Here is a 22,706-nt window from a genome sequence, read left to right as displayed (position 1 = left end):
AGGCCGCTTACATCGGCGTTCTTGGGTTTTACTCTTTTCTAAGCGCTTATTCTGATCTCTTTTTATTCTTCATCTTCGAGTACTCTGTAAGCCATTCCAAATAAAACAAGCTGACTGTCAACTTCAGGTTCATCCTTTTCTCGTTTAACATATTCGTATATGCCGTCTGCATTTTGCTCTCTGGCTTTCATGTTGTCCTCGAGCTGAACCGCTAAAATACGGTTTAACCGTTTTTTAATGTTCCCGTCAAAAATAGGAAAAGCAATTTCCACTCTTTTTTCCATATTGCGTGTCATCATATCTGCGGAAGACAGGTATGTTTTTTCTTCCCCGTTATGGTGGAAATAATAGATCCGGCTATGCTCCAACAGCCTTCCCACTATGCTCCGTACCCGGATGTTTTCGCTGACCCCTTTGATTCCGGGGCGAAGACAGCAGATTCCCCTGACAATCAAATCAATTTTCACTCCAGCGTTAGACGCCTCGTAAAGTTTCATGATTACGACTTTGTCAGTTAATGAATTCATTTTGCATATAATTCGGCCGTTTCCAAATTGTTTGTGGAATCTGATTTCGTGATCAATCAGCTGAATAAAATCCTTCCGGATGTCAAAAGGAGCCACTGACAAATGATGGAATACAGGCTTTTCCGTATAACCGCTCAAATAGTTAAAGAAATTAGTCGCATCAATCCCGAACTTCCTTTTTGATGTCACCAATCCCATATCTGTATAGATGTTGGCCGTTTTTTCGTTGTAATTCCCCGTTCCAAGATGGACGAATCGCTCGATGCGGTTGTTTTTCTTGCGGACCACGAGTGTTATTTTACTGTGGGTCTTTAAATAAGTCATTCCATAAATGACGTGGCAGCCTGCTTTTTCCAGCTCTTTCGCCCATTGAACATTGTTTTCCTCATCGAATCTTGCCTTCAGCTCCACAAGAACTGTAACCTGTTTTCCATTCTCAGCTGCTCTTTTGAGCCCTTCGATAATAGGAGATCCTCCGCTGACACGATAAAGTGTCTGCTTAATCGCCAGCACATCAGGGTCGTCGGCCGCATCAGCAACAAAATCGACAACTGGCTGAAAGGACTCATATGGATGGTGAAGAAAAATGTCTTTTTCGGACGCTTGGTCAAATATAAGCTCATCGGATATAAGATCCTTCGGCGGCTGCGGAATTAACGTCTGGAATTCAAGGTGATCATGAACGGAGGAAAGCTCATTGAAAAAGCCGAACAGAAAGGTTAAATCAAGAGGCCCTTCCACTTCATACACATCTTTTTCATGAATTTCCAGTTCATGCAGCAAATAACGAAGCACATTCCGGTCATAGCTGTCTTTCTTAAGCTCCAGCCGGACCGCAGCTCCCCACTTCCTTTTCTTCAATTCCTTTTCAATCTCTTTCAGAAGGTCTCTTGCTCCCTCTTCATGGATCGTCATATCCGCATTTCGGGTAATCCTGAACTGAGTAACGGATTCTACCCTGTAGCCCGTAAAGAGCTTATATATGTAATGAGAAATAATATCTTCAAGCAATACGAAATGGTCTTTATCAGGATGATCCAGTTTAACAAAACGCTCCAGTACTGAGGGAACCTGTACAATTGCGGTTTTATGGCGCAATTCAGCCGGGGCATCCGGGTCCTTAAGGACAATCGCCAGATTCAGGCTTTTATTCAGCAGCATAGGAAACGGCCGGTATGCATCCACCGCCATAGGGGTCAGCACAGGAAAGATCTGTTCATCAAAATATTCTTCCAATCTGTTCAGCTGATTGGAATTAAGCTGGCTGAAGGCCAAAAATTCAATGCCCTCTTCCTTTAAAGCTGGCTGGAGGATCTGGGTGAAAGTACTGCTTTGAAGTTCCACAAGCCTGTGGTTGTCTTCTGCAATTTTTGCAAGCTGGCGTTTAGGTGTGAGACCTGCTTTATTTTCCGGTTTGTTAAATCCGGCCTTAACCTGATCCTTCAGCCCCGCAACCCTCACCATAAAAAACTCGTCTAGATTTGAACTGAAAATAGCAAGAAACTTAAGCCTCTCCAGCAAAGGGTTTCGGTCATCGATCGCTTCTTCAAGTACTCTTTCATTAAAAGCGAGCCAGCTCAGCTCGCGGTTGTTATAATATGCCGGGCTGCTTAAATCAGCACCTTTTTTTACAATAGTCATTATAAAGAATCGCCACCCTTCAATCATTTGTATCGTACCAAAGTAAATTCAAGTCTTTGTAAAGGTTTCTTTATAGTTTTGTGAAGTTGTGTGCACAAAACAATTCAATCAGCTTTTTCCCTTTCAAGTGTGGATCAAACAGATTTTCAGGAAAAATTGAAATTGATTTCAACAGTCATTCTGAAAATTTTCTCAATATGCTTTTTGTTTTTTTCAGCCTGATAAGCTTCCGGACCCCAATCAGCATTGCAATGGACGTCAATAGTTAATACGTCATTTTCCTGAGAAAGCTCAATTTTATCCACGATATTCCGTTTTGTGGAGTTCAGACTGTAAATAAATTTTAATATAGCTCCTGATGTGCGGATGGTTTTTTGTTCTTCTTTTGAAAACCAGGAATTGAACGGTTCCACGTATTGTTTAAGAGAGGTTTTGCCTATAAAAGAAGCAATCAGAGCTGTTTTCAGGCGTTCTTTATGATTCATGCCGTCGATGGTCCTGTTTGCAAGCAGATAAAACGTATGCTTGCTGCTCGATTCAGAATCTATATACTCGCCAAGGTTAAAGACGAACGCTCCTCTTCTTAAATCAGATAAATCCTGGTCGGAATAAGAAACAAGGCGCTCTTTTTCCAGAAGCCGGATAAATTCAACGGCCATATTGGTTACCGGAAGGACATGATTCAAATCAATATTGTAATCGGAGGCCATTTCATAGAAGCTTTCCTCTACTACATTCGGGTAGGCACTGATCCCGTATTCCCGGGACAGATCTTCATAAAAAACCCCATCTCTCAGCCCTTTTCTGCTCATAACAAATTTTTCAGATTGCACCGATGTGCACAGCGTTTGAAAAACCATCGCTGCCGGGATGATCAAATCTGCCCTGTCCTTGGATAGCCCGTCCACTCTCTGAAGGTCCTCGAAGGATTGAGCTCTAAGATAGACCAGGAGACTGTCGATGTCTTCAGGTGCCATTTCATACTGATGGACTCCTGCGAGAGGATATTCTTTTAAAGCTTGATCTACCTGTACAAGGTTCCTTGCACTTCCGCCGATTCCAATCACTGGGAGCATTTGATCCTTCAGCCATGGTAGCTGCTGCAGCTGTTCAGTTATGTAAAGCGATAGGCGTTCAAACTCTTTATCATTCGGAAGATCACCACTGATGAATTTTTTTCGGAGGGAAAGGGCGCCAAACGGGAAACTGTGGTATTCCTTAAGCTCACGATTCCGGAAAAGGGTGATCTCCGTACTTCCTCCACCTATATCTACCGTAATTCCATTTTTGATAGAGGTAGAATTGATTACAGCTAAAAATCCATAATACGCCTCTTCATATTCAGAAAGAAGACGGATAGAAAAGTCCGTTTCCTGCTCTGCGGCAAGTAAAATATCATCTTTATTTACAGCTTGTCTGATTGCAGCCGTTGCCACTGTATGGACATTTTTGAGCTTGTGATGCCTTGCCACCTCCTGAAAGCTTTTGAGGATATCCACCATTTTTCTGACACCCTCGTCCTCCATAACATTTTCATCATTAAGGTAGTTGCGGAGGCGGGCTGCAGCCTTGACGTTTTCTATTTCCTTCAGTCTGCCGCTTTTATCCCGCTCAAATATGACAAGACGCATTGTATTGGAACCTATATCAATTATCGCAAATTTTTCTTTATCCATTATAAACACCCTTAGTCTTGTATGAATTTTGCACCTTATTATATCACAAACCGTCTTCATCGCCTCCCTGCAAGTGGAAACAAATACATGTTTATGCATAATTTGTGCTAGAGGATCACGCCGAACATTTGAAAGGTGGAATATCATGATTTATAAAGTAAAAGCGGGAGAGACGGTTTTATCGCTTTCAAAAGACTTCCGTGTTTCTCCGGAAAAACTCGCAGACGCGAACCGCATTTCAATCCAAACACCATTGACCCCTGGCATGAATATTGTGATTCCCGGATTGCCTGAACCGGATTCCATACCATACCGCATCGCTGTATCCATTAATAAAAAAAGCTTGGCCTTTACAGGAACGGTTTGCTTATAAGGCAATACCCTATTGCCACCGGGCGGATGCTGTATGCTACTCCAAAAGGAGACTTTGTTATTGTAAACCGACAGCCGAATCCGGGAGGTCCTTATGGCTCGATGTGGCTTTCCCTATCCAAAGCAGGCTACGGGATACATGGTACAAATACCCCTTCCTCGATCGGACAATCGGTTTCAAAAGGATGCATCAGGATGTATAATAAAGACGTTCTTGAGCTGGCCGGGTACGTACCGAATGGAACTAAGGTGACTATTACCATTTAGTAAAAGCGAAGTAAAGATAATTGTAGTAAAAAATTTACAAACATTCCATGTTAAATAAAGGACCTATCACTTATAATAACAGTTGAATGATTGAGTCATGAATAGGAGCGTTATTTATTATGGAGATTTTTAAGAATCCTAATTTCGTGAAGCTCTTCTTTGCAGCCCTTTCTTCGCAAATGGGAACAACTATAGGGAATATGGCCTTTGCATTTTTTATGCTTGAACACTTCAGCAGCCAGCCCTATTACGCTACACTTGCAGAGCTTATGTATTCACTCCCGACAATTTTCGTGTTCTTTTTAGTGGGAGTTGTGGCTGACCGGTTTGACAGAAAAAAAGTGGCAGAGAATTGCGACTGGATCCGTGCAGGATTAAGTGTAGTTCTGTTCGGCGCACTTTTCCTGAATTCGATTCCGCTCATTTTCTTCATTCTGTTCCTCAGAAGTGCTGTCACCAAGTTCTTCTTTCCTGCTGAAAACAGCTTGGTTCAGGGAATACTTAAAAAGGAGCAATACGCTCAAGCGGCAGGATTAAATCAAATTTTATTCAGCTTATTTATGGTCTTCGGAGTGGGTCTTGGAGCTGTAGCCTATAAAACAATCGGGATTCACGGGGCGGTCGTAATCGATTTTATAAGCTTTGTAGTATCAGCTCTCCTGATCAGGGCATGCAGAATTCCTAAAGGTGCAAGGCTTCCGAATGGGAAATTAAACTGGAAGGATGTCAATGTGAAGTCTTCTATCAGCGATTTCAAGGAAGGGATCCTTTACATTCTACAAAACAAGCTTCTTGCTGTAATTATTTTTGGTTTTTTTGTGTTTGGCTTTGTAACCGGCGGGTTCGCTATTCTTCCTATGTTCACAATGAAGTACAAGCTTTCACCTGAAAATTATGAATGGTATGCCTCTTTCTTTGCAGTCTCTCTTGGGATTGGACTGCTGGCAGGAAGTGCGCTCGCGACAGTCATTGAGAAAAAAATAAAGCCGTATATCATGATGATTGTTCCTATATTTATCGCATCCGCTCTTATTGTCCTGCTCGGACTTACAGATCATTTATGGGTTTATTTGACAGCCGTCTTTTTTATCGGCATCTGTTTGGGACCTGTTAACATCGCCATCGGAGGATGGATACCAAAGCTTGTTAATCCAAAATTAATGGGAAGAGTAAGCGGCTGGATTGATCCTCTTATGATGACTGCACAATCCCTAACATTGGGCCTGATCGCTCTCGTTTTTCCTAAATTTATTGAAACAATCGATTATATTTATTACGGCATGGCCACGGTGATTTTCCTTGTATTCATCTTCTATCTGCTGACACTTCCAAAACTCAGCGAACAGGCAGACCGTGAAGAAAAAAGAAAGAAGCTTGAGGAAAGCAAGGTCAAAAAAACAATGAATACCGGTCCTATAAACGGCTGATTCCGCATCAGCCGTTTATATTATTTTCATAATGCAACTTTTTGTCGATTTTAGTATAATTAGGTATAAGATGTTAATGATCCCAAAGGTTGTGCATACATGAAAATTTATTCTCAGTTTATAAAAAAAGTTATTTTTAACTATATCTTAGGTTCGATTGTGGCAGTTTTTGGGGTAGGATCCGTTTTTATATTTTCAACCCTGTCGATTACATTCAGAGAAATCCTCATTTTAATGTCCGTGATGGCCGGCGCGTTTTTGTGCATGATTTCACTGGACATTCTTTTTTTAAAGGCCCAGCTTAAACCCATTCGGAAAGGTCTTTTAAGCGATGCCTCTTTTGATGAGATGAGAAAAGCGTTTTACGAGGTCCACAAATTCCCTCAGAGAACAATATTCCGCATCAATTTCCCCCATCTATTCGGTTTCTCTGTACCCGGATTTTCCGTTGCAGCTGTATTATATGTAAGCGGGCAATTCAGTTTCCCTGGCTATTACATTATTCTTGCATTGGTAGGAGCCATTTTAATCGCGGGTATGCATAGTGTAATCGAATATTTTCTGACAACCTCCTCCATTAAACCTTTGCTTTTTGACATTAGGAGAAGGGCATTAATGCAATTTGGTGAAGATCTTGCTCAGTCTCCGGCAATTTATATATCAATAAAGAAAAAGGTTCTTTTCACTGCTATTTATATTGGTATTTTCCCCCTGCTGCTTTTCAGTATCGCCACTCAGGTTCACCTGAATGAAGCTTCTCTCAGGCTCATACAGGATTATTGGAGCTGGGCTGCTCTGGTTATGCTGATGTCAGTTGGCTTTTCCACATTTGTATGCTTTCTTCTTCTTAAAGACATCGGTGAACCGATTTCCAACTTGGAGAAAGGAATGCAGTCCGTTAAAGAAGGTGAATATGAGTATCGGAATGAGGTTTATTCTGATGAATTTTCCAGGCTTATTTCAGGCTATAATCAAATGCTTGACGGTCTTAAAGCTAAAGACCGCATTAACAGCCAGTTAACAGAAAGCCTGTTTCGGACACTGGCCATGACCCTTGATGCGAGAGACCTCTATACAGCCGGCCATTCCATCAGAGTCTCTGAATATGCGTTTATTATCGGGCAGAAAGCGGGTATGGATAACGGAGAACTTGACCTGCTTAAAAAAGCAGCTCTGCTGCATGATATTGGCAAGATTGGAATAAAAGATAGTATTTTGCTTAAGGACGGACGATTAACAGATGATGAATTCGAAGAAATTAAGCGCCATCCTGTAATTGGTGCGAATATTTTATCCAACGTAGAGCCCGCCTCCGCTATGGCCCCCCTTATTCCAGGAGTTAAATTTCATCATGAACGATATGATGGACTAGGGTATCCGGAAGGACTCAAGGGAGAAGAAATCCCAGAGTTCGGGAGGATTTTGGCAGTGGCTGATGCATTTGATGCCATGACATCAGACCGTCCATATCGGAAAGGAATGCCCTTGGAACAAGCCTTAATGATTCTCCAGGAAGGGAAAGGAACCCAGTGGGATCCGACATACACAGAACTTTTTCTGGAATATATGGAACTCCCTGAGAATATGGAGAAAGAAGCAAGCTTGCAGCTTCTTTGAAGCAGTTGCAATTTCTAAACGGTTTCGTATAATTGTACTAAATCAATAAAACATATTGGCAAATTAAGGAGCTTACGTATGACCGACAGAAAGAAAGACCAATTTTTGCAAATGACTCCGGAGAATATTGCAAAAGCTGTTTACACCGTTAACCGCCATGCTAAAACTGCAACCAATCCTAAGTATCTTTATTTTCTAAAGAAGAAAGCTCTGATCAAACTGATTTCCGAGGGGAAAGCAGAAAAGAAAGGCCTTCATTTCTCAAAGAACCCCAAATTCAGCAAACAGCAATCGGACGTTTTAGTCTGTGCAGGCTCCTACTATTTTCATATGCCTCCATCCAAGGAAGATTTCCAGCAGCTCCCGCACTTAGGGTCCCTAAACCAGACCTACCGCAACCCAAAAAGCCATTTCCCTCTACAAAAAGCTAAAGAATTGCTGCAGGCCTATACCGGCATTAAAGAAGAAAAATTGTCTCAGCCTCAATCCGGACAGCCGCATTCACGTACATATGTGAAGCCAGTGTTCAAAAAACTGGGAGAAAACTATTAAAAACCGTGCGGGATGTCCGCACGGTTTTCCTATTTTGAGAATAACCGATTTTGAAGCCTTTCGAGCGAGTAAAAATAAGTCGGGATGTCAGAAGGCTGCAGCCTTACAAATAGCTGTTTTACAACTTCCCTATAATACCAGCTCTGCTGGTCTTTGCCGCGGTTAAAATGCTTCCAAAGCTCGTCCCCGTATTTGCTGTATTCCTGTTCAATGCTTTGCAGATTGTCCAGCTTATCCGCTGCAAGAAGCATTTTTTCCTGCAAGGTTGCCTCACCAGCCCTGTCGATCGTCGCATGCTTTCTTTCTTCCCAAGTTTTGGTTTTATCCTCTGTATTGAAAGCGACAAGCTCTGCAACCTCGACTCCAAATTTCTGCTGAATGTCCTCGAGTTCCGTGTCGGTATCTTCTACCGTATCGTGCAAATATCCGGCTGCAATAAGGGGATTAGAGGCTCCTGCTTTCATTAGAATCGTAGCCGTATTTTCAGCATGCATGAAATATGGTGTACCTGATAATTTGCGGACCTGGCCCCTGTGGGCAAACTCAGCAAATCTCTTTGCTTCGCTAATCATACGGTTACACCCTCCAGTCCTTTCTTTTTACTATAAAATATGCTGATCAATTAATGCAACCAGCTCATCAATTTCAGGTTTGCTTACCTGAGCTGTTGCTCCGACCCTAATTCCCTTATGCATAAGATCATCTGTGATAAGGGATGAAAAAATGATGACAGGGATTTCCTGAAGCACGTGATGTTCCTTCAATTTTTTTGTTAAGTGAAGACCATCCATTTGAGGCATCTCAATATCCGTAATCACCAGGTGAATCCAATCTCGCGCTTTCCCCTGCTCTTCAGCGGCCTGTTCAAGATAAAGGTAGGCCTCCCTCCCGTTTTCAAACAGCTCCATGTTTGAGAACCCTGCTTCTTCTAAGGTCTCTTTTAAAAGCTTTCGCAGCATAGGTGAATCTTCTGCTATGAGAATCTTCTTTTCTGAGCGTTCTCTTTTCCCAAGCTTTTTCACACGCTCCACGGTAAGACCGGACGCCGGATCGATATCGACTACAATTTTTTCAAAATCAAGCATGAGAATCATCTTTTCATTCAGCTGGATCACTCCAGTTATATGTGATTCCAGACCTTGATACATCGTTGAAGGCTTCTCAATCATATCCCATGTCACCCGATGAATTTGTGTGACATTTTGCACATGAAAGATTAGTTTTTGTTTATTAAACTCTGTGACAATAAACTTATCTGAACGGGTCATTTCCTTTTCCTGCAAATTCAAGGCTTTCGCCACATTAATTACAGGAAGCACCTCGCCGCGAAGTTCCATGATTCCCTCAACATATGAGTGCGAGTGCGGGACAGCTGTAACTGGTACAGGCTGAATGATCTCTTTCACTTTAATAACGTTTATGCCAAAGCGGTTTTCACCAATTAGAAACTCTACTAATTCCAGCTCATTTGTACCGCTTTCCAGTAAGATTCCTCTATTCTCTGCCATCATGCTCTTCCTTCCATTCACTATGATACCTTTTATATCGGCATTTTCATTCAGAGATGAAGCCGGACAAAGAAGGCATTTGAATTAATATAAGTATTTCATAAGCCTTGACTCAGCCAGATTGGTATCAATCGGACACAGCCTGGCATCCCTTCCATATTGCCAAATCCAGACATTCCCTTTACAAGGGGGCTTTGAAGGATTAAATGGCGGGGCTTCGTACTCCTTGCCTGCTCCGGTTTCCGGTCTGGAGGACCATAAGATGCTCTCCCTTGCAATCCTGCTGTTTTTATTGACCGCTTCACAGTAGGCATCCGAAAAGTCCCCTTTAACGGGATCATGATAAAACCCAGGCCGAAAACCGGTCTCTGTCATTTTTTCTGCCCAAGCGGAAATCCACTCAGCTTTAACCGTAAAAAAATGCTCAATATTGGCGAAAATGACCGTACCTGCCGATATTTCAAGTCTTCTTGCATGGAATACAGCATTCCTGACGGCAATGGCTCCTTTGTCGTAATCAATCGCCTGGTCGAAAACGTTATAAATAGGCAGAATTTTAATCCCCCTGCTATGGATAAAGCTGATTTCAAGTTTGGATAAGCCTCTTGAAACTCCAGGCACGTCAGCTAGATAACGGCCCCAATACGCAGGAGTCCCATAATGCTTCTTTACACAATTATATAACTCCTGATCTGCTTTTTTGGCCGAATCGATTCCCCAGGCTTTGCGCGTCACCTATACCACTTCCTCCCGTGCTTCCCTTATTTATATGCACGGGCTTGCCTGTCTTAATCCACTTGATCAGCCGTCCTATATGTAACACGCTGATGAATGATAAGCCCGATGGCCGCCATAATCATAAGTGAGCCCAGCGCTGCCCTGCTTGCAATGTCGCCATAATCGGCAAAAAGCAGCGTAATGGTTCCATACAGCAACGGACCGATCACCGAGGAAACCTTTCCTGAAAAAGCGAACAGCCCAAAAAATTGCCCCCTTTTGTCCTCCGGAGTAATTTCTACGATTAACGTACGGGAGGTTACCCACACAGCCCCGAGAGAAATGCCGAACAGACTCCCCGCTATCCAGAACATCCACTCTTCTGTTGCCGCCGTTGCAAGTAGCAAGGCAGTCAGTAAAATAAAGCCGACTGCTGTTACGGCCTTTTTAGCACCGGCAGATTTTGTAATAAATCCAAAGAGAAAGGAACCCCCGATACTTGCAATGGTCGAAACCAAATACAGAAGAATAAACTGGCTGTTCGAAAAACCGACAATGGCTTTGGCATAAACAGCCATCATTGCGATCGCTGTAGCTAGAGCGTCATTGATAAAAAAATACGCCACTAAAAACAGAAAGGCGGGTCTGTATTGCTTCAGCTCCTTGAAGGTTGCTAAAATTTCTTTATACCCACTAAGAAAATGCTTTTTTTCCCTGGGTTCAAGCAGCGGCTGATCCTTTGTAAAAAAAAGGAGCGGCAGTGTAAACAGGGCAAACAGGCAGGCTGTCGGTATGAAGGCCTGATGGAAGCCCCCTCCTCCGATAAATGGGTAGATAGTGAGACCCGCAAGCGTTCCAATGTACCCGACAGCTACTCCGAAGCCGGAAATGAGCGGAAGCGTTTGAGGGGTGCTGACATTCGTAATCATGGCATCGTAGAAAATCAAGCTGGAAGAATAAAAGAATTTCGCAATGATAAACAGGATTACGATGATCCCAAGGGATGCGGGCACACCAAACAAAAAACCCGGCAGCTGAACATATCCAAAAACGCCCATAAGCGCTGTCGCTAAAACAGTAACCGCTGTAAATCGGATGATGTACCTCTTTTTCCTTCCGGTCCGATCAATCATTACACCAAAAAGGGGAGAAAATAACACGAGAAAAAGACCCGCTGCCGCATTGGCATAGGATATAAAGGTGCTTGCAATTTGATCCATTCTCTCACTGCTGCCTATGGCCTCCTCCAGATAAAACGGAAAGAAGATGGTAATCATATTGGAGGAAAAGATGGTATTCGCAAAATCATAGAGCGCCCAAGAAAGAACGGGGAGTGAAAAAAAGACAGGCCAGGAGGATTTCAGCCCCGGAGAATCAGCTTTTGAATAATTTATTTCCGACATAGTGACGACACCTTTCCTTGTAACTGTTGATGCTTATGTATTCTAGGTCCGGGAACCAGGTTCCTTTGTCTTTACTATCTTTTAACATTTGCAGAAAAACGCTGATGCAAAAAAAGTCTTTGCCTGCTATAATGCATAATGTGAATCGGCGTGCCGATTATACGGGTAGGGTCGAGGGATGAAAAACAAGGAAGGATTACCGTTGAAGTCACTTTTTCAGCTCGAAGAAAATGGAACCACGATCAAGAAAGAAATAATGGCAGGAATCGTTTCATATTTGACCGCTGTATACATCATTGCTGTAAATGCTTCTATTCTTTCAGATGCAGGCATTCCTCTTGAAGCAGGAATGATTGCCACTGTCCTGGCAGCATTTACCGGATGCCTGCTCATGGGATTGATTGGAAAGACGCCGATCATCCTCGTACCGGGCATGGGAGTCAATGCGTTATTTACCTATACGATTTGTCAATCAATGGGCATTCCGTGGCAGCAGGGACTCGCTGTAGTTGTCATTTCCGGGCTGCTTTTTGCAGCCGTTGCATTTACCGGGCTGACCGAAATTCTGTCAGCTGCGATCCCATCCGCATTAAAAGAGGCCATAACAGTCGGGATTGGGATTTTCCTGACCTTTATTGGCCTCCAGAAAGCAGGTCTTGTTGAAGCAAGTAAAACGACATTCGTCCAGATGGGTGATTTGAGCAGTCCCGCAGTGATTGCGTCCATTCTGACTCTTTTGATCACGGTTGTATTATTTGCAAAAGGGGTACCTGGACATTTTCTAATCAGCATCCTGGCTGGCACCGTTATAGCTTCTTTGTTTGGACTTATCCCGCCGAATTCACCTTCAGAGAGTGCCGGCGGTTTTGATGCATATGTAACCGTCATTGGCTCAATCTCATTTGCAGGTATGTTTGACACTGCTTTCTGGATTGGCGTTTTCTCTCTCACCATGGTTATTGTGTTTGAAAATGCTGGACTGGTTCATGGCCATACATCCATGATCAGCCGCCCTAACCGCTTTAAGCCGTCTTTGCAGGCCAACTCATTATCGGCCATTGCCTCAGGATTCCTGGGTACAAGTCCAACCGTGAGCACGGTAGAGACTGCTGCCGGTATTTCTGCTGGAGGACGCACAGGGGTAACCTCTATAATCACCGGACTGCTTTTTTTGGCTTCTCTGCTGTTTTTGCCTTATATTAAGCTGATTCCTGACGGTGCGATTGCTCCGGTGCTTATTCTAATCGGCGGTTTGATGATTCAAAACATCCAGAACATCAATTTGCAGGACTTTTCAGAAAGCTTTCCTGCCTTTTTGATCATTGCATTAATTCCGCTGACTTACAGCATCGTCGATGGAATGGCTTTCGGATTCATAGCCTATCCAATCGTCAAGCTGGCTATGAAACGTTCGAAAGAAATCGGGCTGCCTTTATATATAATCGCTCTGCTCTTTCTTGCAAGCATGATTCTCCATTCGGTCCATTAAGGAATAACACGACACAATCCAAAACCAAGGTCGCTCCCGCAGCATGCGATCTTGGTTTTTTGGGCTGGCCGTCCCCCCCCCGGCGCTGCGGATGAGGGGGACCGGCCTATTCTGCAGCCCGCTTTTCCTGCTCAGGTACCAGCACTTCTCCCTGGTGACTATCCAATTCGATTAAAGGCCTTTAACGTAATTGTTACCGATGTTCCTTCACCAAGCCTGCTGCTGTAAGCAATCTCCCCTTCCATATCATGAATGAGCCTGCTTGTAATCATTGTCCCAAGACCGGTTCCTTTCGTTTTCGTCGTATAAAAAGGAAGACCGATATGTTTAAGCTGCTCCTCGTCCATTCCTTTGCCGTTATCTGAAATGGTAATTAGAACTTTGCCGTTAAAATAGTCCGGTTTTTTCGACACAGCGATTGTGCCGCTGCCATCCAATGCTTCAATTGAGTTTTTAAGCAGGTTAATAATGGCTTGCTTCAAATGCTCGGTATCTCCCAGTACATCATTGCTTGGAAGCATTTCAAGACTGATCTCTGCATTCTCATAAGTAGCCATAGGCGTTAAAAGTTCAACAGAATCTTTGAGAAGCTGATCAATTTTCACCCTTTCAAGCTCGAACTCGAATGGCTGGGCCAATTTCAGATAATCAGTAATGATTTTGTTCGTCCGATCCAGTTCTCCAAGAATGAGCGGCGAAAATTCTTTAAGCTTCGAATCAGCCGTGTCTTCTTGCAGGAACTGTATAAATCCTCTTACAGCCGTAATGGGATTCCGTATTTCATGAGCAATGGATGCTGCCATTTGACCGATGGTGGTCAGCTTTTCCAGGTACACCATATTGACCAGGTTCCGGTTGATGCGAATGAGCGCCTCAATAATTGCGATCATCGCCATCGTAACAGCAAAGAAAAACAAGAAATAGATCATATAAAACTCAAAGGGCAAGAAAGTAATGAACACGGAAACAATCCAAATGTATAGAAGAAAATAAATGAACACAATGAAAGCCCCTGCTGCGAGGCGGACTTGAGCCTTTAAGAATATTTTTCTGAAGATGATGCCTGCCGCATAGGCACCCGTGTTGATAATTAAGCCGACCTGCATAAATTCTCCGCCAAATCCATACCGGATAGAACAAACGAGCAAAAGCCCAATTCCTCCCGCGAGCCAGCCGGAATACAACGTAACAATCAAAATCGCGATCATCCTGAAATCAAAGAACGTTTCCCCCAGATCTTCAATTGGGTAAAGCATGCAGAGCATAGCCCCAAAACCGCTGATAAGGCCAAAAATGACTTGCTGCTTAACTGACATCCTCTTTCCTGAATGAAACGGAAAAATCAGGTTGGCGTTAAACGTAAAAGAGAACAAAATCGCCATATTTACAATAAGGGGTTTTAAATAAATGAGCACTGGCTACCTCCGTCTATCTTCTTACAATTCACAATATATCATGAAAACTTTATAATCCATATAGCAAATCTCCTTGTTTAATTAAAGGCTTTATAACTCTTCACATTGAACATGAAGTCACGTTAGCCGGCAAATTCGCTCTGAATTTTTCAGGGATTTATAATCTGGCCTGCAGCCTAATAAAACACTCCATTGATTTACACAAATTTTACAATTATATGTCGATATATATAGTAAAATAGTAGTAACTGTGGTGAATACGAACTAGTCAAGGAGTCATGCTAATGATAAAGATTGGTGATATTGCCGAAAAAGCGCCTGTTATAACAGGCGACGTAAAAACCCAGACAGCAGAAATCCTATTCGAAGAGCACTCCTCAGCCCAGGGAATTGTTGTCATAAAAAACAGCAGGCCTGTAGGTCTTGTGATGAAATCCAGGTATAATCACAAACTTTCTACTAAATATGGATATGATTTGTTTATGGGACGGCCCATCGAATTAATTATGGACTCAAATCCACTTATTGTTGATGCCTCGGACAGTATTACAGAAGTAAGCTCCCTTGCTATGCAGCGGGAAGAGGAGTTTTTGTATGACTACATCATCGTCACCTCTGAAGGCGCATACATTGGGATAATCAGCATCAAAAATCTTTTGATGAAATTCGCTGAAGTGCAGGCAGATTTAGCTACCTGGACGAATCCCCTGACAGGTCTTCCGGGCAACATTTTAATTGAGAATAAACTGAATGAGATTATACACAGCAGCAGGTTTACCCTTTTATATGCAGATCTTGATCATTTTAAAGAATTCAACGACCGGTTCGGTTTTAAAAAGGGAGATCTGCTTATAAAGGAAACAGCAAATATTTTAATTAAATACCTTTCATCAAGCGGTAACGAAAATAATTTTCTGGGACATATCGGAGGCGATGATTTTCTTGCCATTCTTCCCCATTTTGAATATGAGCAGCTTTGCAAAAACATTATTATGGAATTCACAGTCGTCGTGAATAAATATTACGAACAGTCTGACTGGGATCGCGGGTACTCAATCGGATTATCCCGGAAGAACAGCTATGAAAAAATTCCTCTTACCTCCCTCTCAATCGCAGTTGTGACGAATCAGGAAGCTACATTTGCAACTTCAGAAGAATTAAGCAGCGCCGCTGCTAAAGCGAAAAAAAAATGCAAGGCTATTTTAAATAGCTGCTATATTCCCTATCATCCTAAGAAAAAAACAGTTCAGACATCATAGGCAGGCATACACCCATATGTTCTGCTCTGCATAAGGTAGATGGACTGTATTTCCTTTCTAAGGAGGACCATCAACCATGTACCAATATGCAGGTTATCCCGTTGACTATGATCCGTATGCTTCTTTTTTTCTTAATGATTATCCATTCCTGCCTGGCTGGGAGCGTCAAATGCTTCAGCCCCCGCCGCCTCCACCCGGGGGATTACCCGGAGGCGGCACCCAGCAGCCCCCTGGCCCGCCTCCAGCTTTTACACCTGTTCAGCAGCAGGCCACGGCCTTTGCAGTAGACCCGGGAGGAATCCGCAGATGCCTCTTCCGCAACACGTATATCTGGCTGAATAACGGTCAGCAGTTCTGGTTCTATCCTACCTTTGTTGGAAGAAATTCTACAGCAGGATTTAGATGGTACCCTCAATTTAGACAATGGTTCTATTTCGGGATCGACCTTAGGCAAATCAGCTCCTTTACTTGCTTCTGACCTTACACTAAAAGGCTCCCTGCCTGCAGGGAGCCTGCTTTTATCAGGTACGGATGAAAGAAGCCCCCGACAGGTGCAAGAACAGCCCTTTATTCTAAGAGCGGTTTCTTTCGGCTCTTCCACTTAAGCTGCCATTAATCGCCTGTCAAGCCCGTATTTCTTGAAGGATCCATTTTTTTGCTCAGCAGTTCAAACGCCCGTTCTACAGCCAGTTTTCCGGTTAACGCGTAGTGTATTTCTACTGTTCTGCGCTCGTCCAGATAAATACCTTCGAATGCAGCATTTTTAATTTTAGCCGCCCATCCTCCAGAAGTCTCAACAGCGACAACGGGTTTGCTGTTCATATAAGCTGCTGAAAGCTCACCAAGGGTGCCGTTTCCCCCTCTTATCATAATAATGGCATCACATGAGTGCACCAGAATAAGGCTGCGGTAATCAAAGCCTAACCCCGTTGTAATGGGGACATCCAAGTAATCATTTGCCACATCGGTAAGGTCTCCTGCTAAAATCCCGATTACAAGACCGCCTGATTCTTTCGCACCCTTTGAAGCATGCTCCATCACTCCGCTTCCGCCTCCAGTCAGCAGAACCGCACCTCGTTTAGCCACTTCCGCACCAGCTTCCTCAGCTATCGTACAAACTTCTTCCGGAATTGTTCCTGATTGACCTATTATCGCTATCCTGATCATGATCGTCCTCCGCTTTTCCTGATATATTTAGTATACTTGAAATTTCCATCCGTTTGGACATGTAAAGGAAATCCTCCTCGAATTTCCACTAAATAAAAGGATGGCATGCCAGCAAGCTTGCCATTCTATACATAAGGAGGGATTCCAATGACAAAAAGAAATCGCAAGACTAAATCCGGACTCCAGCACGCAGCATCTATTACAGAGATGGAGTTCTCTAAAGATGCCCAAACTTCACAGCAGGCTGAAAAAAAATCACATCCCCCTGCAAAATGACCCGCTGGAAAGAGCATGCCAGTGACTTATCGAAATCCTCAGATGATTCAGGAACGGCTTTTCCAGGTATCACGGTGCCGGAGCTTTACTGCTGTAAAGGGGCGGGGGGCAAAGACGTTGGTCTGCCAGCCCTTGCGCAGCAAGGATTCGCGGATCAAGTGCCGGAGCTTTAGTACGGCACCGAAAGTGGGGCCAGGCACAGTGCCTGGCCCCTGCTGCTTTAACGCAAAGCGGTACGGAGACTTGTTCTTTAAAGCCTTGCGGTATAACGGGCCCGAGAGATGGTGCCAGAGCTTTAATTCTTTAGCAGAGGGAGGGTCGGAGGCAGGCACCAGAAGGCACATTGGTATTGCCAGGTGTATGGAATCTGGATTTTCTGCAGCATCCCTGACGTTAGGGAATGGTTCTATCGGAATGAGCATGAAAAAACTTTTTTGCATTAAAAAATCCGGTCTCTCTATACAAGGGACCGAATTTCATCTTCCATTTTTTTCATCTTTTCTTTAAACTCTTCTCTTCTTTCCGCCTGTTCATAAATTTTATCCAATTCCTGTTTATAAAATTTCATATGCTCTAATGTCAGAGCATTAAACATTTCGCTCCTTAATTTGACAACAAGTAATTTTTCTTCCGGTGTAAGATAGGTATCATCTGGAAGCACAAATTTCACCTTCTTATAAGGATTTTTTGTGTACATATAGATTTTCGATTAATAAATAGGTCTTATGGGGGGGCGGGCTATAATTTTGATTTTTTGTAGCGGAGCCAGCCGACCTTCCAAAAGAATCCAACCATAACAATCACGATAACAATCATGATCCCAAGAACAACAAAATAATTGTTTCTTCCCTGCAGCTCCGGCATATATTGAAAGTTCATTCCATACAGACCGGCGATGAAGGTAAGCGGAAGAAAGATGGATGACATTACGGTAAGAGTCATCATAATCCGGTTCATTTTATCCGAACTGATGGAAAGGTAACTGTCTCTAATATCCGCAGTCAGCTCTCTGTTTGCATCAATCATTTCAACCAGCTTCAGCAGGTGATCATAAACATCCTGCAGGTAAATTTCTTTTTGCTTTAGACCGCTGAGCTTTGAAGAGGAAATCATACGGTACAGCAAGTCTCTCATAGGGATAATGCTTCTGCGGAGACTGGATAAATCTGTACGTATTTTAAACACTTCTTCCATAATGGAACTGATTGTCTGCTCCCCGGATTTATCTTCCATCGAATTGAGCACATCTTCCAATTGGTAGACTGGAGGAAAATATTCATCCACCAGTTTATCAAGTATCTCGTACATGATTTGCATGGGCCCGGATTGCATACCAGCATCCTTTTTCACACGCAAAAATAAATTACTGATTTCCCTGACAGGCTTTTTATGAAAAGAAACAAGATACCGGTCACTGACAAATAGATCGACTTCTTCGGCATCCAGGGTTTTTTGATGGATGGAGTGGAGCACCAAAAAGAAATAATCGTCATAAAAATCCATTTTGGGCCGCTGTACAAATTCTACACAGTCCTCAATTGCGAGTGGATGGAACCTGAAAAATTTTGAAAGCAGCTGAATCTCTTTTTCGGAAGGTTCCTGAAAGTCAACCCAGTACCACTTGTATCCTTCTTTTTTCAATGAACCCAGCGGTAAATCGTATATAACTTCTCCGGAATCTGTTACGGCGAGTGTTCGAATCATTTATTCCATCTCCGATTGGCAGTTTTACTTTTAAAAATTTACCCTGATTAAGCAGATTCAAACCTTGCGTACCATTTTAACATTCCATTAGGCGCTTTTAAAAAGGCAATTGGCATGAGAAAATGTTTATCTTTACAAAATGGAGATAAGATTTGTTAAAATGATACATAAGCACGAGGAAGAAAAGGTGATTTGATGGAGCATTTAATCCAGCCCAGAGTAAAAGAGATCGAAATGTCTGGAATCAGAAAGTTTTTTAACTTAGTTGAGAATTATGAAGATGTTGTATCCCTGACAATCGGGCAGCCCGATTTTTTCACCCCGCATCATGTTAAGGCTGCGGCAAAAAAAGCAATTGATGAAAACTTCACCTCCTATACTCATAATGCGGGGTATGCAGAGGTTAGAAAAGCAGCAAGCGACTTTTTACTGAAGAAGTACAAACTCTCCTATAGTCCTGAAGAAGAAGTCATTGTAACCGCAGGAGCAAGCCAGGCCATTGATATAACGCTAAGGACAATCCTCTCTGAGGGAAGTGAGGTCATTCTCCCCGGGCCGGTTTATCCCGGGTATGAGCCGATTATCAGGCTTTGCGGAGCCGTTCCTGTTCATGCTGACACAGCCAGAACCCAGTTCAAATTAACAGCAGAACAGATTGAAGCACGATTAACAGAAAGGACAAGATGTGTCATCCTGCCTTATCCATCCAATCCGACAGGCGCTGCTCTGGACCGTGAAGAGCTTGAAAAAATCGCCGATCTTTTAAGAGGACGGGATGTTTTTGTTCTTTCAGATGAAATCTACAGTGAATTGGTGTTTACTGGAACTCACTATTCCATTGCAGCATTGCTGCCTGAACAAACCATAGTTATAAACGGGCTGTCTAAATCCCACAGCATGACAGGATGGCGAGTGGGGTTTGTATTTGCCCGGAAAGAGATTGCAAAGCACATGCTTAAGGTACATCAGTATAATGTATCCTGTGCTTCCTCCATTTCTCAGAAAGCCGCTTATGAGGCGCTGACAAACGGAATTGATGACGCGTTTATCATGCGCGAACAATACAGGAAAAGAATGGAATACGTGTACGGCAGGCTTATAAAGATGGGAATTGAAACAGCCAGGCCTACGGGTGCATTTTACATATTTCCTTCCATCAAAAAATTCGGCTTATCTTCCTTTGACTTTTCTCTTTCCCTAGTCAGTGATGGAGGAGTAGCCGTGGTGCCGGGAAGTGCTTTTTCCAAGTACGGGGAAGGATTTATCCGGATCTCTTACGCTTACTCAATGGAGCAGCTGGAGACAGGGATGGACCGCTTTGATCATTTTATCCGAAATGTGGTCCAGCCGGTTTAAAAGAGATTTTGACAGCTGAATGCTATAAAAAAGGGAGGACGCTCACCTGACTGAGCGTCCTCCTTTTGTTGGAAAGCAGATCGTGAATGTGGTGCCCTTTCCTTTTTCACTTGCAATGGTTACTTTTCCAAAGTGGTTTTCAATGATTTTATATGTAATCATGAGTCCTAGACCGGTCCCCTTTTCTTTCGTCGTAAAAAATGGATCACCCATCCGCTTTAAGATGGACTCGGATATCCCTTCCCCCTCATCCTGAACGGTTACCACGATTTCGTCGCTGCTTCCGCTCGTGTTTATCTTAACTGAACCTCCATTTGGCATCGCATCAATGGCATTCTTAATCAAGTTAATAAAAACTTGTTTCAGCTGATTGGGGTCTCCGTATAAATTTGAGTTTTCGTTCGTAAGAGAAGTCTTAATGTACACTCCGTTCAAATTAGCCTGTGTTTCAAGAAGAGTGGTCACTTCATGGATCAGCAGGTTTAAATTTGTTTTTGTAAACATGCTCGTTTGCGGTTTAGCAAGCACAAGAAGCTCGCTCAAGATTAATTCAATTCTGTCCAGTTCCCCAAAAACGATTTTAAAATACTCATCATTGCTGGTGTCTTTTGTTTTCATAAGCTGTAAAAATCCTTTGATTGCTGTAAGCGGGTTTCTGATTTCATGGGCGATCCCCGCAGCCAGCTGTCCCGCTACAGACAATTTTTCAGATTGCAGCATCAGCTCTTCAGTTTTTTTCTTTTCTGTTAAGTCCCTTAAGATTACTTGAACCGCAGGCTCACCAAAGTAACTGGTGGGAATGCAGACCATCTCGGTAAATATAAGCTGGTTTTCGTAGGTTTTCCACTCCACTTCCCCAACCCTTGAATCCGACTGCCCTGTAAGAACCTCACGAATGAGAGTTTGTGCATGAATGAGCTGATCTTCCTTCATAAATCGGGTATAGCTCTTCCCAAGCATATCCTGATAGCCTGAAGCTCTAAACAGACGTACCCCTGATTCATTAATAAATACCCATTTATCATTATGAATCACAGCGATGGTGTCCAAAGAATTTTGAATCAGTCTTTGATAGCGTTCCCTGCTTTTTTGAAGGATTTTCTGAAATCTTTTTCTGGCAGATATATCAAGCAGGACTACAAGCTCTGCATGCTCTTTTCCATATTGGATCGATGACGTTTTCACTTCCAGCTCAATTGGTGTACCGTCAAGCCTGTGCCAGATTTGTTCAGTAACACCTGCCCTCGCTCCCTTTTGAAGCCGTTCAATCCTGTTGCGGAAAATCTCCTTGTAATCTTCCTGAATTAACTCCAGGGAATTCAGTCCAATCAGCCTGGCGTCATTTGCTCCTGCTTTCAGCAGCGCAACCGCTTCTTTGTTGGCAAAGTGAATCACCCCTTTAACCGTTATAATAAGCGGGCTTGGCAAATGATTCAGAAACATCTTTTCCGCCGTTTCTTCGTCCAGGAGCGTGGATGGATTGGATAAAGCATCTTCCGGATCAGAAAACGTGATCTTCAGGACGATTTCTTCCCGTTCGCCTGCTTCTTTATGGCTCCGGATAAAATCCATCACTGCTTCTGCCCAAACACTTCCGTTTTCCTTCGTTTTCATTCTGAATGAACACGGAAACATATAGTGCTGATTCTGCAAATAGCTCTCTACAGCCTGCACATCCTCACTATGTACATAGTCTGAAAGGTATCTCCCTATGAGTTCTTCCCTGCCGGAGCGTATAAATTCCTCTGCATTGGCTGAAACGTAGAGAATCTTTCCTTTAGAGTTTAGGACCGTGTATACGTAATCTGTTTCTTCCGTTTGCTGATCCATTGCTTCCCCCCCTTTTTCGGAAAAGCTTTCAATTGGAGCATACTTTTAAATCTTCAGCCTGGGTATGATATCTATAAAACAATTCGAGAAATTTTATCTGAATCCTTCAAACACTTTCAAAAGTTTCCAATATTTTCAGGCCTAGCTTAACCTTGCAAGAGCTTGCTCGAGACTCTCAAAATGAAGAGGGTGCTTTTCCCTGTGCCATGTTCCGGCAGGACCGGAAGTCAATGTGAGCTAATGAACATCATCTTCACGTAAACCGCAAAAAAAACACCCGCTTTGGTTAAAGCAGGTGTTTCGGCTCAATTCATTCCTTTGTATTCCCCTTGATTTTTAGACGCCTTTTCTTTTTTCGCTTTCTCATGATGAAGCTGATTGACATGATGGCTTCCTGATTCATGGGCAAATTCAGTATCTTGCTTTGAAGAATCAAATCCTTTTTTATTTTTCTGTTCAGCATCATTCTTCTTTGTGCGTTTTGCCATTCTTTTTTCACCCCT

20 protein-coding genes and 1 pseudogene are annotated in these 22,706 nt (G+C 43.0%); 9 read left to right on the top strand and 12 right to left on the bottom strand.

What is annotated here, in order from left to right:
• Positions 1–62: 62 nt before the first annotated feature.
• Both ACQCVE_RS11025 and ppx read right to left on the bottom strand, forming a co-directional pair.
• Entirely contained in the window at positions 63–2,168 is a 2,106-nt protein-coding gene (locus tag ACQCVE_RS11025; RefSeq protein WP_426862822.1) for an RNA degradosome polyphosphate kinase, read from the bottom strand.
• Between the two features lie 146 nt (positions 2,169–2,314).
• Positions 2,315–3,844, bottom strand: a complete 1,530-nt coding sequence (ppx, locus tag ACQCVE_RS11020) for an exopolyphosphatase (protein WP_426845081.1) — start codon at positions 3,842–3,844, stop codon at positions 2,315–2,317.
• A 145-nt stretch (positions 3,845–3,989) separates the two neighbouring features.
• On the opposite strand from ppx, the pseudogene ACQCVE_RS11015 reads away from it, so the two are divergent.
• The 4 genes and pseudogenes from ACQCVE_RS11015 to ACQCVE_RS11000 all read left to right on the top strand — a co-directional run bounded on the left by ACQCVE_RS11015 (position 3,990) and on the right by ACQCVE_RS11000 (position 8,079).
• Positions 3,990–4,483, top strand: a pseudogene (locus ACQCVE_RS11015) (L,D-transpeptidase family protein).
• Between the two features lie 119 nt (positions 4,484–4,602).
• Positions 4,603–5,910 (top strand): MFS transporter, encoded by a 1,308-nt coding sequence (locus ACQCVE_RS11010; protein ID WP_426845079.1) that lies wholly within the window; start codon positions 4,603–4,605, stop codon positions 5,908–5,910.
• A 99-nt stretch (positions 5,911–6,009) separates the two neighbouring features.
• Positions 6,010–7,527 carry an HD domain-containing phosphohydrolase gene (locus ACQCVE_RS11005; RefSeq protein WP_426845078.1) on the top strand — a complete coding sequence of 506 codons (1,518 nt, stop codon included), beginning with the start codon at positions 6,010–6,012 and terminating at the stop codon, positions 7,525–7,527.
• 78 nt (positions 7,528–7,605) lie between these two features.
• Complete coding sequence (locus ACQCVE_RS11000; RefSeq protein ID WP_426845077.1) at positions 7,606–8,079, top strand: YkyB family protein; 474 nt, start codon at positions 7,606–7,608, stop codon at positions 8,077–8,079.
• A gap of 29 nt (positions 8,080–8,108) precedes the next feature.
• On the opposite strand, the gene ACQCVE_RS10995 is transcribed toward ACQCVE_RS11000, so the two are convergent.
• From ACQCVE_RS10995 to ACQCVE_RS10980, 4 genes are all read right to left on the bottom strand, one after another.
• Positions 8,109–8,651, bottom strand: coding sequence for an HD domain-containing protein (locus ACQCVE_RS10995; protein WP_426862820.1), 543 nt, complete (start codon positions 8,649–8,651; stop codon positions 8,109–8,111).
• A 30-nt stretch (positions 8,652–8,681) separates the two neighbouring features.
• Positions 8,682–9,587: a chemotaxis protein gene (locus tag ACQCVE_RS10990; protein ID WP_426845116.1), complete on the bottom strand. Its 906-nt coding sequence runs from the start codon at positions 9,585–9,587 to the stop codon at positions 8,682–8,684.
• Between the two features lie 84 nt (positions 9,588–9,671).
• On the bottom strand, positions 9,672–10,322 hold the full coding sequence (locus tag ACQCVE_RS10985) for a glycoside hydrolase domain-containing protein (RefSeq protein WP_426845075.1): 651 nt from the start codon (positions 10,320–10,322) through the stop codon (positions 9,672–9,674).
• A 53-nt stretch (positions 10,323–10,375) separates the two neighbouring features.
• The gene (locus tag ACQCVE_RS10980) at positions 10,376–11,707 is read right to left on the bottom strand and encodes an MFS transporter (RefSeq protein WP_426845074.1); all 1,332 of its coding nucleotides are present in this window, start codon (positions 11,705–11,707) and stop codon (positions 10,376–10,378) included.
• 256 nt (positions 11,708–11,963) lie between these two features.
• Here ACQCVE_RS10980 and ACQCVE_RS10975 point away from each other — a divergent pair, with 256 nt between their 5' ends.
• The gene (locus ACQCVE_RS10975; protein ID WP_426845115.1) at positions 11,964–13,196 is read left to right on the top strand and encodes an NCS2 family permease; all 1,233 of its coding nucleotides are present in this window, start codon (positions 11,964–11,966) and stop codon (positions 13,194–13,196) included.
• Between the two features lie 158 nt (positions 13,197–13,354).
• On the opposite strand, the gene ACQCVE_RS10970 is transcribed toward ACQCVE_RS10975, so the two are convergent.
• Complete coding sequence (locus tag ACQCVE_RS10970; protein ID WP_426862818.1) at positions 13,355–14,611, bottom strand: ATP-binding protein; 1,257 nt, start codon at positions 14,609–14,611, stop codon at positions 13,355–13,357.
• A gap of 284 nt (positions 14,612–14,895) precedes the next feature.
• Here ACQCVE_RS10970 and ACQCVE_RS10965 point away from each other — a divergent pair, with 284 nt between their 5' ends.
• Together ACQCVE_RS10965 and ACQCVE_RS10960 are read left to right on the top strand one after the other, a co-directional pair.
• Positions 14,896–15,870, top strand: a complete 975-nt coding sequence (locus ACQCVE_RS10965; RefSeq protein ID WP_426862816.1) for a GGDEF domain-containing protein — start codon at positions 14,896–14,898, stop codon at positions 15,868–15,870.
• A 76-nt stretch (positions 15,871–15,946) separates the two neighbouring features.
• On the top strand, positions 15,947–16,348 hold the full coding sequence (locus ACQCVE_RS10960; protein WP_426845071.1) for a hypothetical protein: 402 nt from the start codon (positions 15,947–15,949) through the stop codon (positions 16,346–16,348).
• 134 nt (positions 16,349–16,482) lie between these two features.
• On the opposite strand, the gene ACQCVE_RS10955 is transcribed toward ACQCVE_RS10960, so the two are convergent.
• Positions 16,483–17,037 (bottom strand): TIGR00725 family protein, encoded by a 555-nt coding sequence (locus ACQCVE_RS10955; RefSeq protein WP_426862815.1) that lies wholly within the window; start codon positions 17,035–17,037, stop codon positions 16,483–16,485.
• Between the two features lie 147 nt (positions 17,038–17,184).
• On the opposite strand from ACQCVE_RS10955, the gene ACQCVE_RS10950 reads away from it, so the two are divergent.
• Entirely contained in the window at positions 17,185–17,313 is a 129-nt protein-coding gene (locus ACQCVE_RS10950) for a hypothetical protein (protein ID WP_426845069.1), read from the top strand.
• Between the two features lie 457 nt (positions 17,314–17,770).
• On the opposite strand, the gene ACQCVE_RS10945 is transcribed toward ACQCVE_RS10950, so the two are convergent.
• Positions 17,771–17,974, bottom strand: coding sequence for a hypothetical protein (locus ACQCVE_RS10945; RefSeq protein WP_426845068.1), 204 nt, complete (start codon positions 17,972–17,974; stop codon positions 17,771–17,773).
• Positions 17,975–18,051: 77 nt separating this feature from the next.
• Positions 18,052–19,017, bottom strand: coding sequence for a magnesium/cobalt transporter CorA (corA, locus tag ACQCVE_RS10940; protein ID WP_426862813.1), 966 nt, complete (start codon positions 19,015–19,017; stop codon positions 18,052–18,054).
• A 195-nt stretch (positions 19,018–19,212) separates the two neighbouring features.
• On the opposite strand from corA, the gene ACQCVE_RS10935 reads away from it, so the two are divergent.
• Entirely contained in the window at positions 19,213–20,373 is a 1,161-nt protein-coding gene (locus tag ACQCVE_RS10935) for an aminotransferase A (protein ID WP_426845066.1), read from the top strand.
• Between the two features lie 42 nt (positions 20,374–20,415).
• Here the strand turns inward: ACQCVE_RS10935 and ACQCVE_RS10930 are convergent, their stop codons facing one another.
• Both ACQCVE_RS10930 and ACQCVE_RS10925 read right to left on the bottom strand, forming a co-directional pair.
• On the bottom strand, positions 20,416–22,203 hold the full coding sequence (locus ACQCVE_RS10930; protein WP_426862811.1) for a PAS domain S-box protein: 1,788 nt from the start codon (positions 22,201–22,203) through the stop codon (positions 20,416–20,418).
• A gap of 305 nt (positions 22,204–22,508) precedes the next feature.
• Positions 22,509–22,691: a hypothetical protein gene (locus ACQCVE_RS10925; protein ID WP_426862809.1), complete on the bottom strand. Its 183-nt coding sequence runs from the start codon at positions 22,689–22,691 to the stop codon at positions 22,509–22,511.
• Positions 22,692–22,706: the final 15 nt, after the last annotated feature.

The sequence above is a fragment of the Metabacillus sp. 113a genome (genome assembly GCF_050107635.1).
Lineage (GTDB): Bacteria > Bacillota > Bacilli > Bacillales > Bacillaceae > Metabacillus_B.
Note: the sequence above shows the minus strand (reverse complement) of the source record. Positions and strands in the feature narration are given on the sequence as shown.

Bases quoted from the DNA above. Each gene is read 5' to 3' on its own strand.
- ACQCVE_RS10930 (WP_426862811.1), bottom strand. From the start codon at position 22,203: ATGGATCAGCAAACGGAAGAAACAGATTACGTATACACGGTCCTAAAC.
- ACQCVE_RS10955 (WP_426862815.1), bottom strand. From the start codon at position 17,037: ATGATCAGGATAGCGATAATAGGTCAATCAGGAACAATTCCGGAAGAA.
- ACQCVE_RS10935 (WP_426845066.1), top strand. From the start codon at position 19,213: ATGGAGCATTTAATCCAGCCCAGAGTAAAAGAGATCGAAATGTCTGGA.
- ACQCVE_RS10960 (WP_426845071.1), top strand. From the start codon at position 15,947: ATGTACCAATATGCAGGTTATCCCGTTGACTATGATCCGTATGCTTCT.
- ACQCVE_RS10980 (WP_426845074.1), bottom strand. From the start codon at position 11,707: ATGTCGGAAATAAATTATTCAAAAGCTGATTCTCCGGGGCTGAAATCC.
- ACQCVE_RS10990 (WP_426845116.1), bottom strand. From the start codon at position 9,587: ATGGCAGAGAATAGAGGAATCTTACTGGAAAGCGGTACAAATGAGCTG.
- ACQCVE_RS10925 (WP_426862809.1), bottom strand. From the start codon at position 22,691: ATGGCAAAACGCACAAAGAAGAATGATGCTGAACAGAAAAATAAAAAA.
- ACQCVE_RS11000 (WP_426845077.1), top strand. From the start codon at position 7,606: ATGACCGACAGAAAGAAAGACCAATTTTTGCAAATGACTCCGGAGAAT.
- ACQCVE_RS10965 (WP_426862816.1), top strand. From the start codon at position 14,896: ATGATAAAGATTGGTGATATTGCCGAAAAAGCGCCTGTTATAACAGGC.
- ACQCVE_RS10975 (WP_426845115.1), top strand. From the start codon at position 11,964: ATGGCAGGAATCGTTTCATATTTGACCGCTGTATACATCATTGCTGTA.
- ACQCVE_RS10950 (WP_426845069.1), top strand. From the start codon at position 17,185: ATGACAAAAAGAAATCGCAAGACTAAATCCGGACTCCAGCACGCAGCA.
- ppx (WP_426845081.1), bottom strand. From the start codon at position 3,844: ATGGATAAAGAAAAATTTGCGATAATTGATATAGGTTCCAATACAATG.
- ACQCVE_RS11010 (WP_426845079.1), top strand. From the start codon at position 4,603: ATGGAGATTTTTAAGAATCCTAATTTCGTGAAGCTCTTCTTTGCAGCC.
- ACQCVE_RS11025 (WP_426862822.1), bottom strand. From the start codon at position 2,168: ATGACTATTGTAAAAAAAGGTGCTGATTTAAGCAGCCCGGCATATTAT.
- ACQCVE_RS10995 (WP_426862820.1), bottom strand. From the start codon at position 8,651: ATGATTAGCGAAGCAAAGAGATTTGCTGAGTTTGCCCACAGGGGCCAG.
- ACQCVE_RS11005 (WP_426845078.1), top strand. From the start codon at position 6,010: ATGAAAATTTATTCTCAGTTTATAAAAAAAGTTATTTTTAACTATATC.
- corA (WP_426862813.1), bottom strand. From the start codon at position 19,017: ATGATTCGAACACTCGCCGTAACAGATTCCGGAGAAGTTATATACGAT.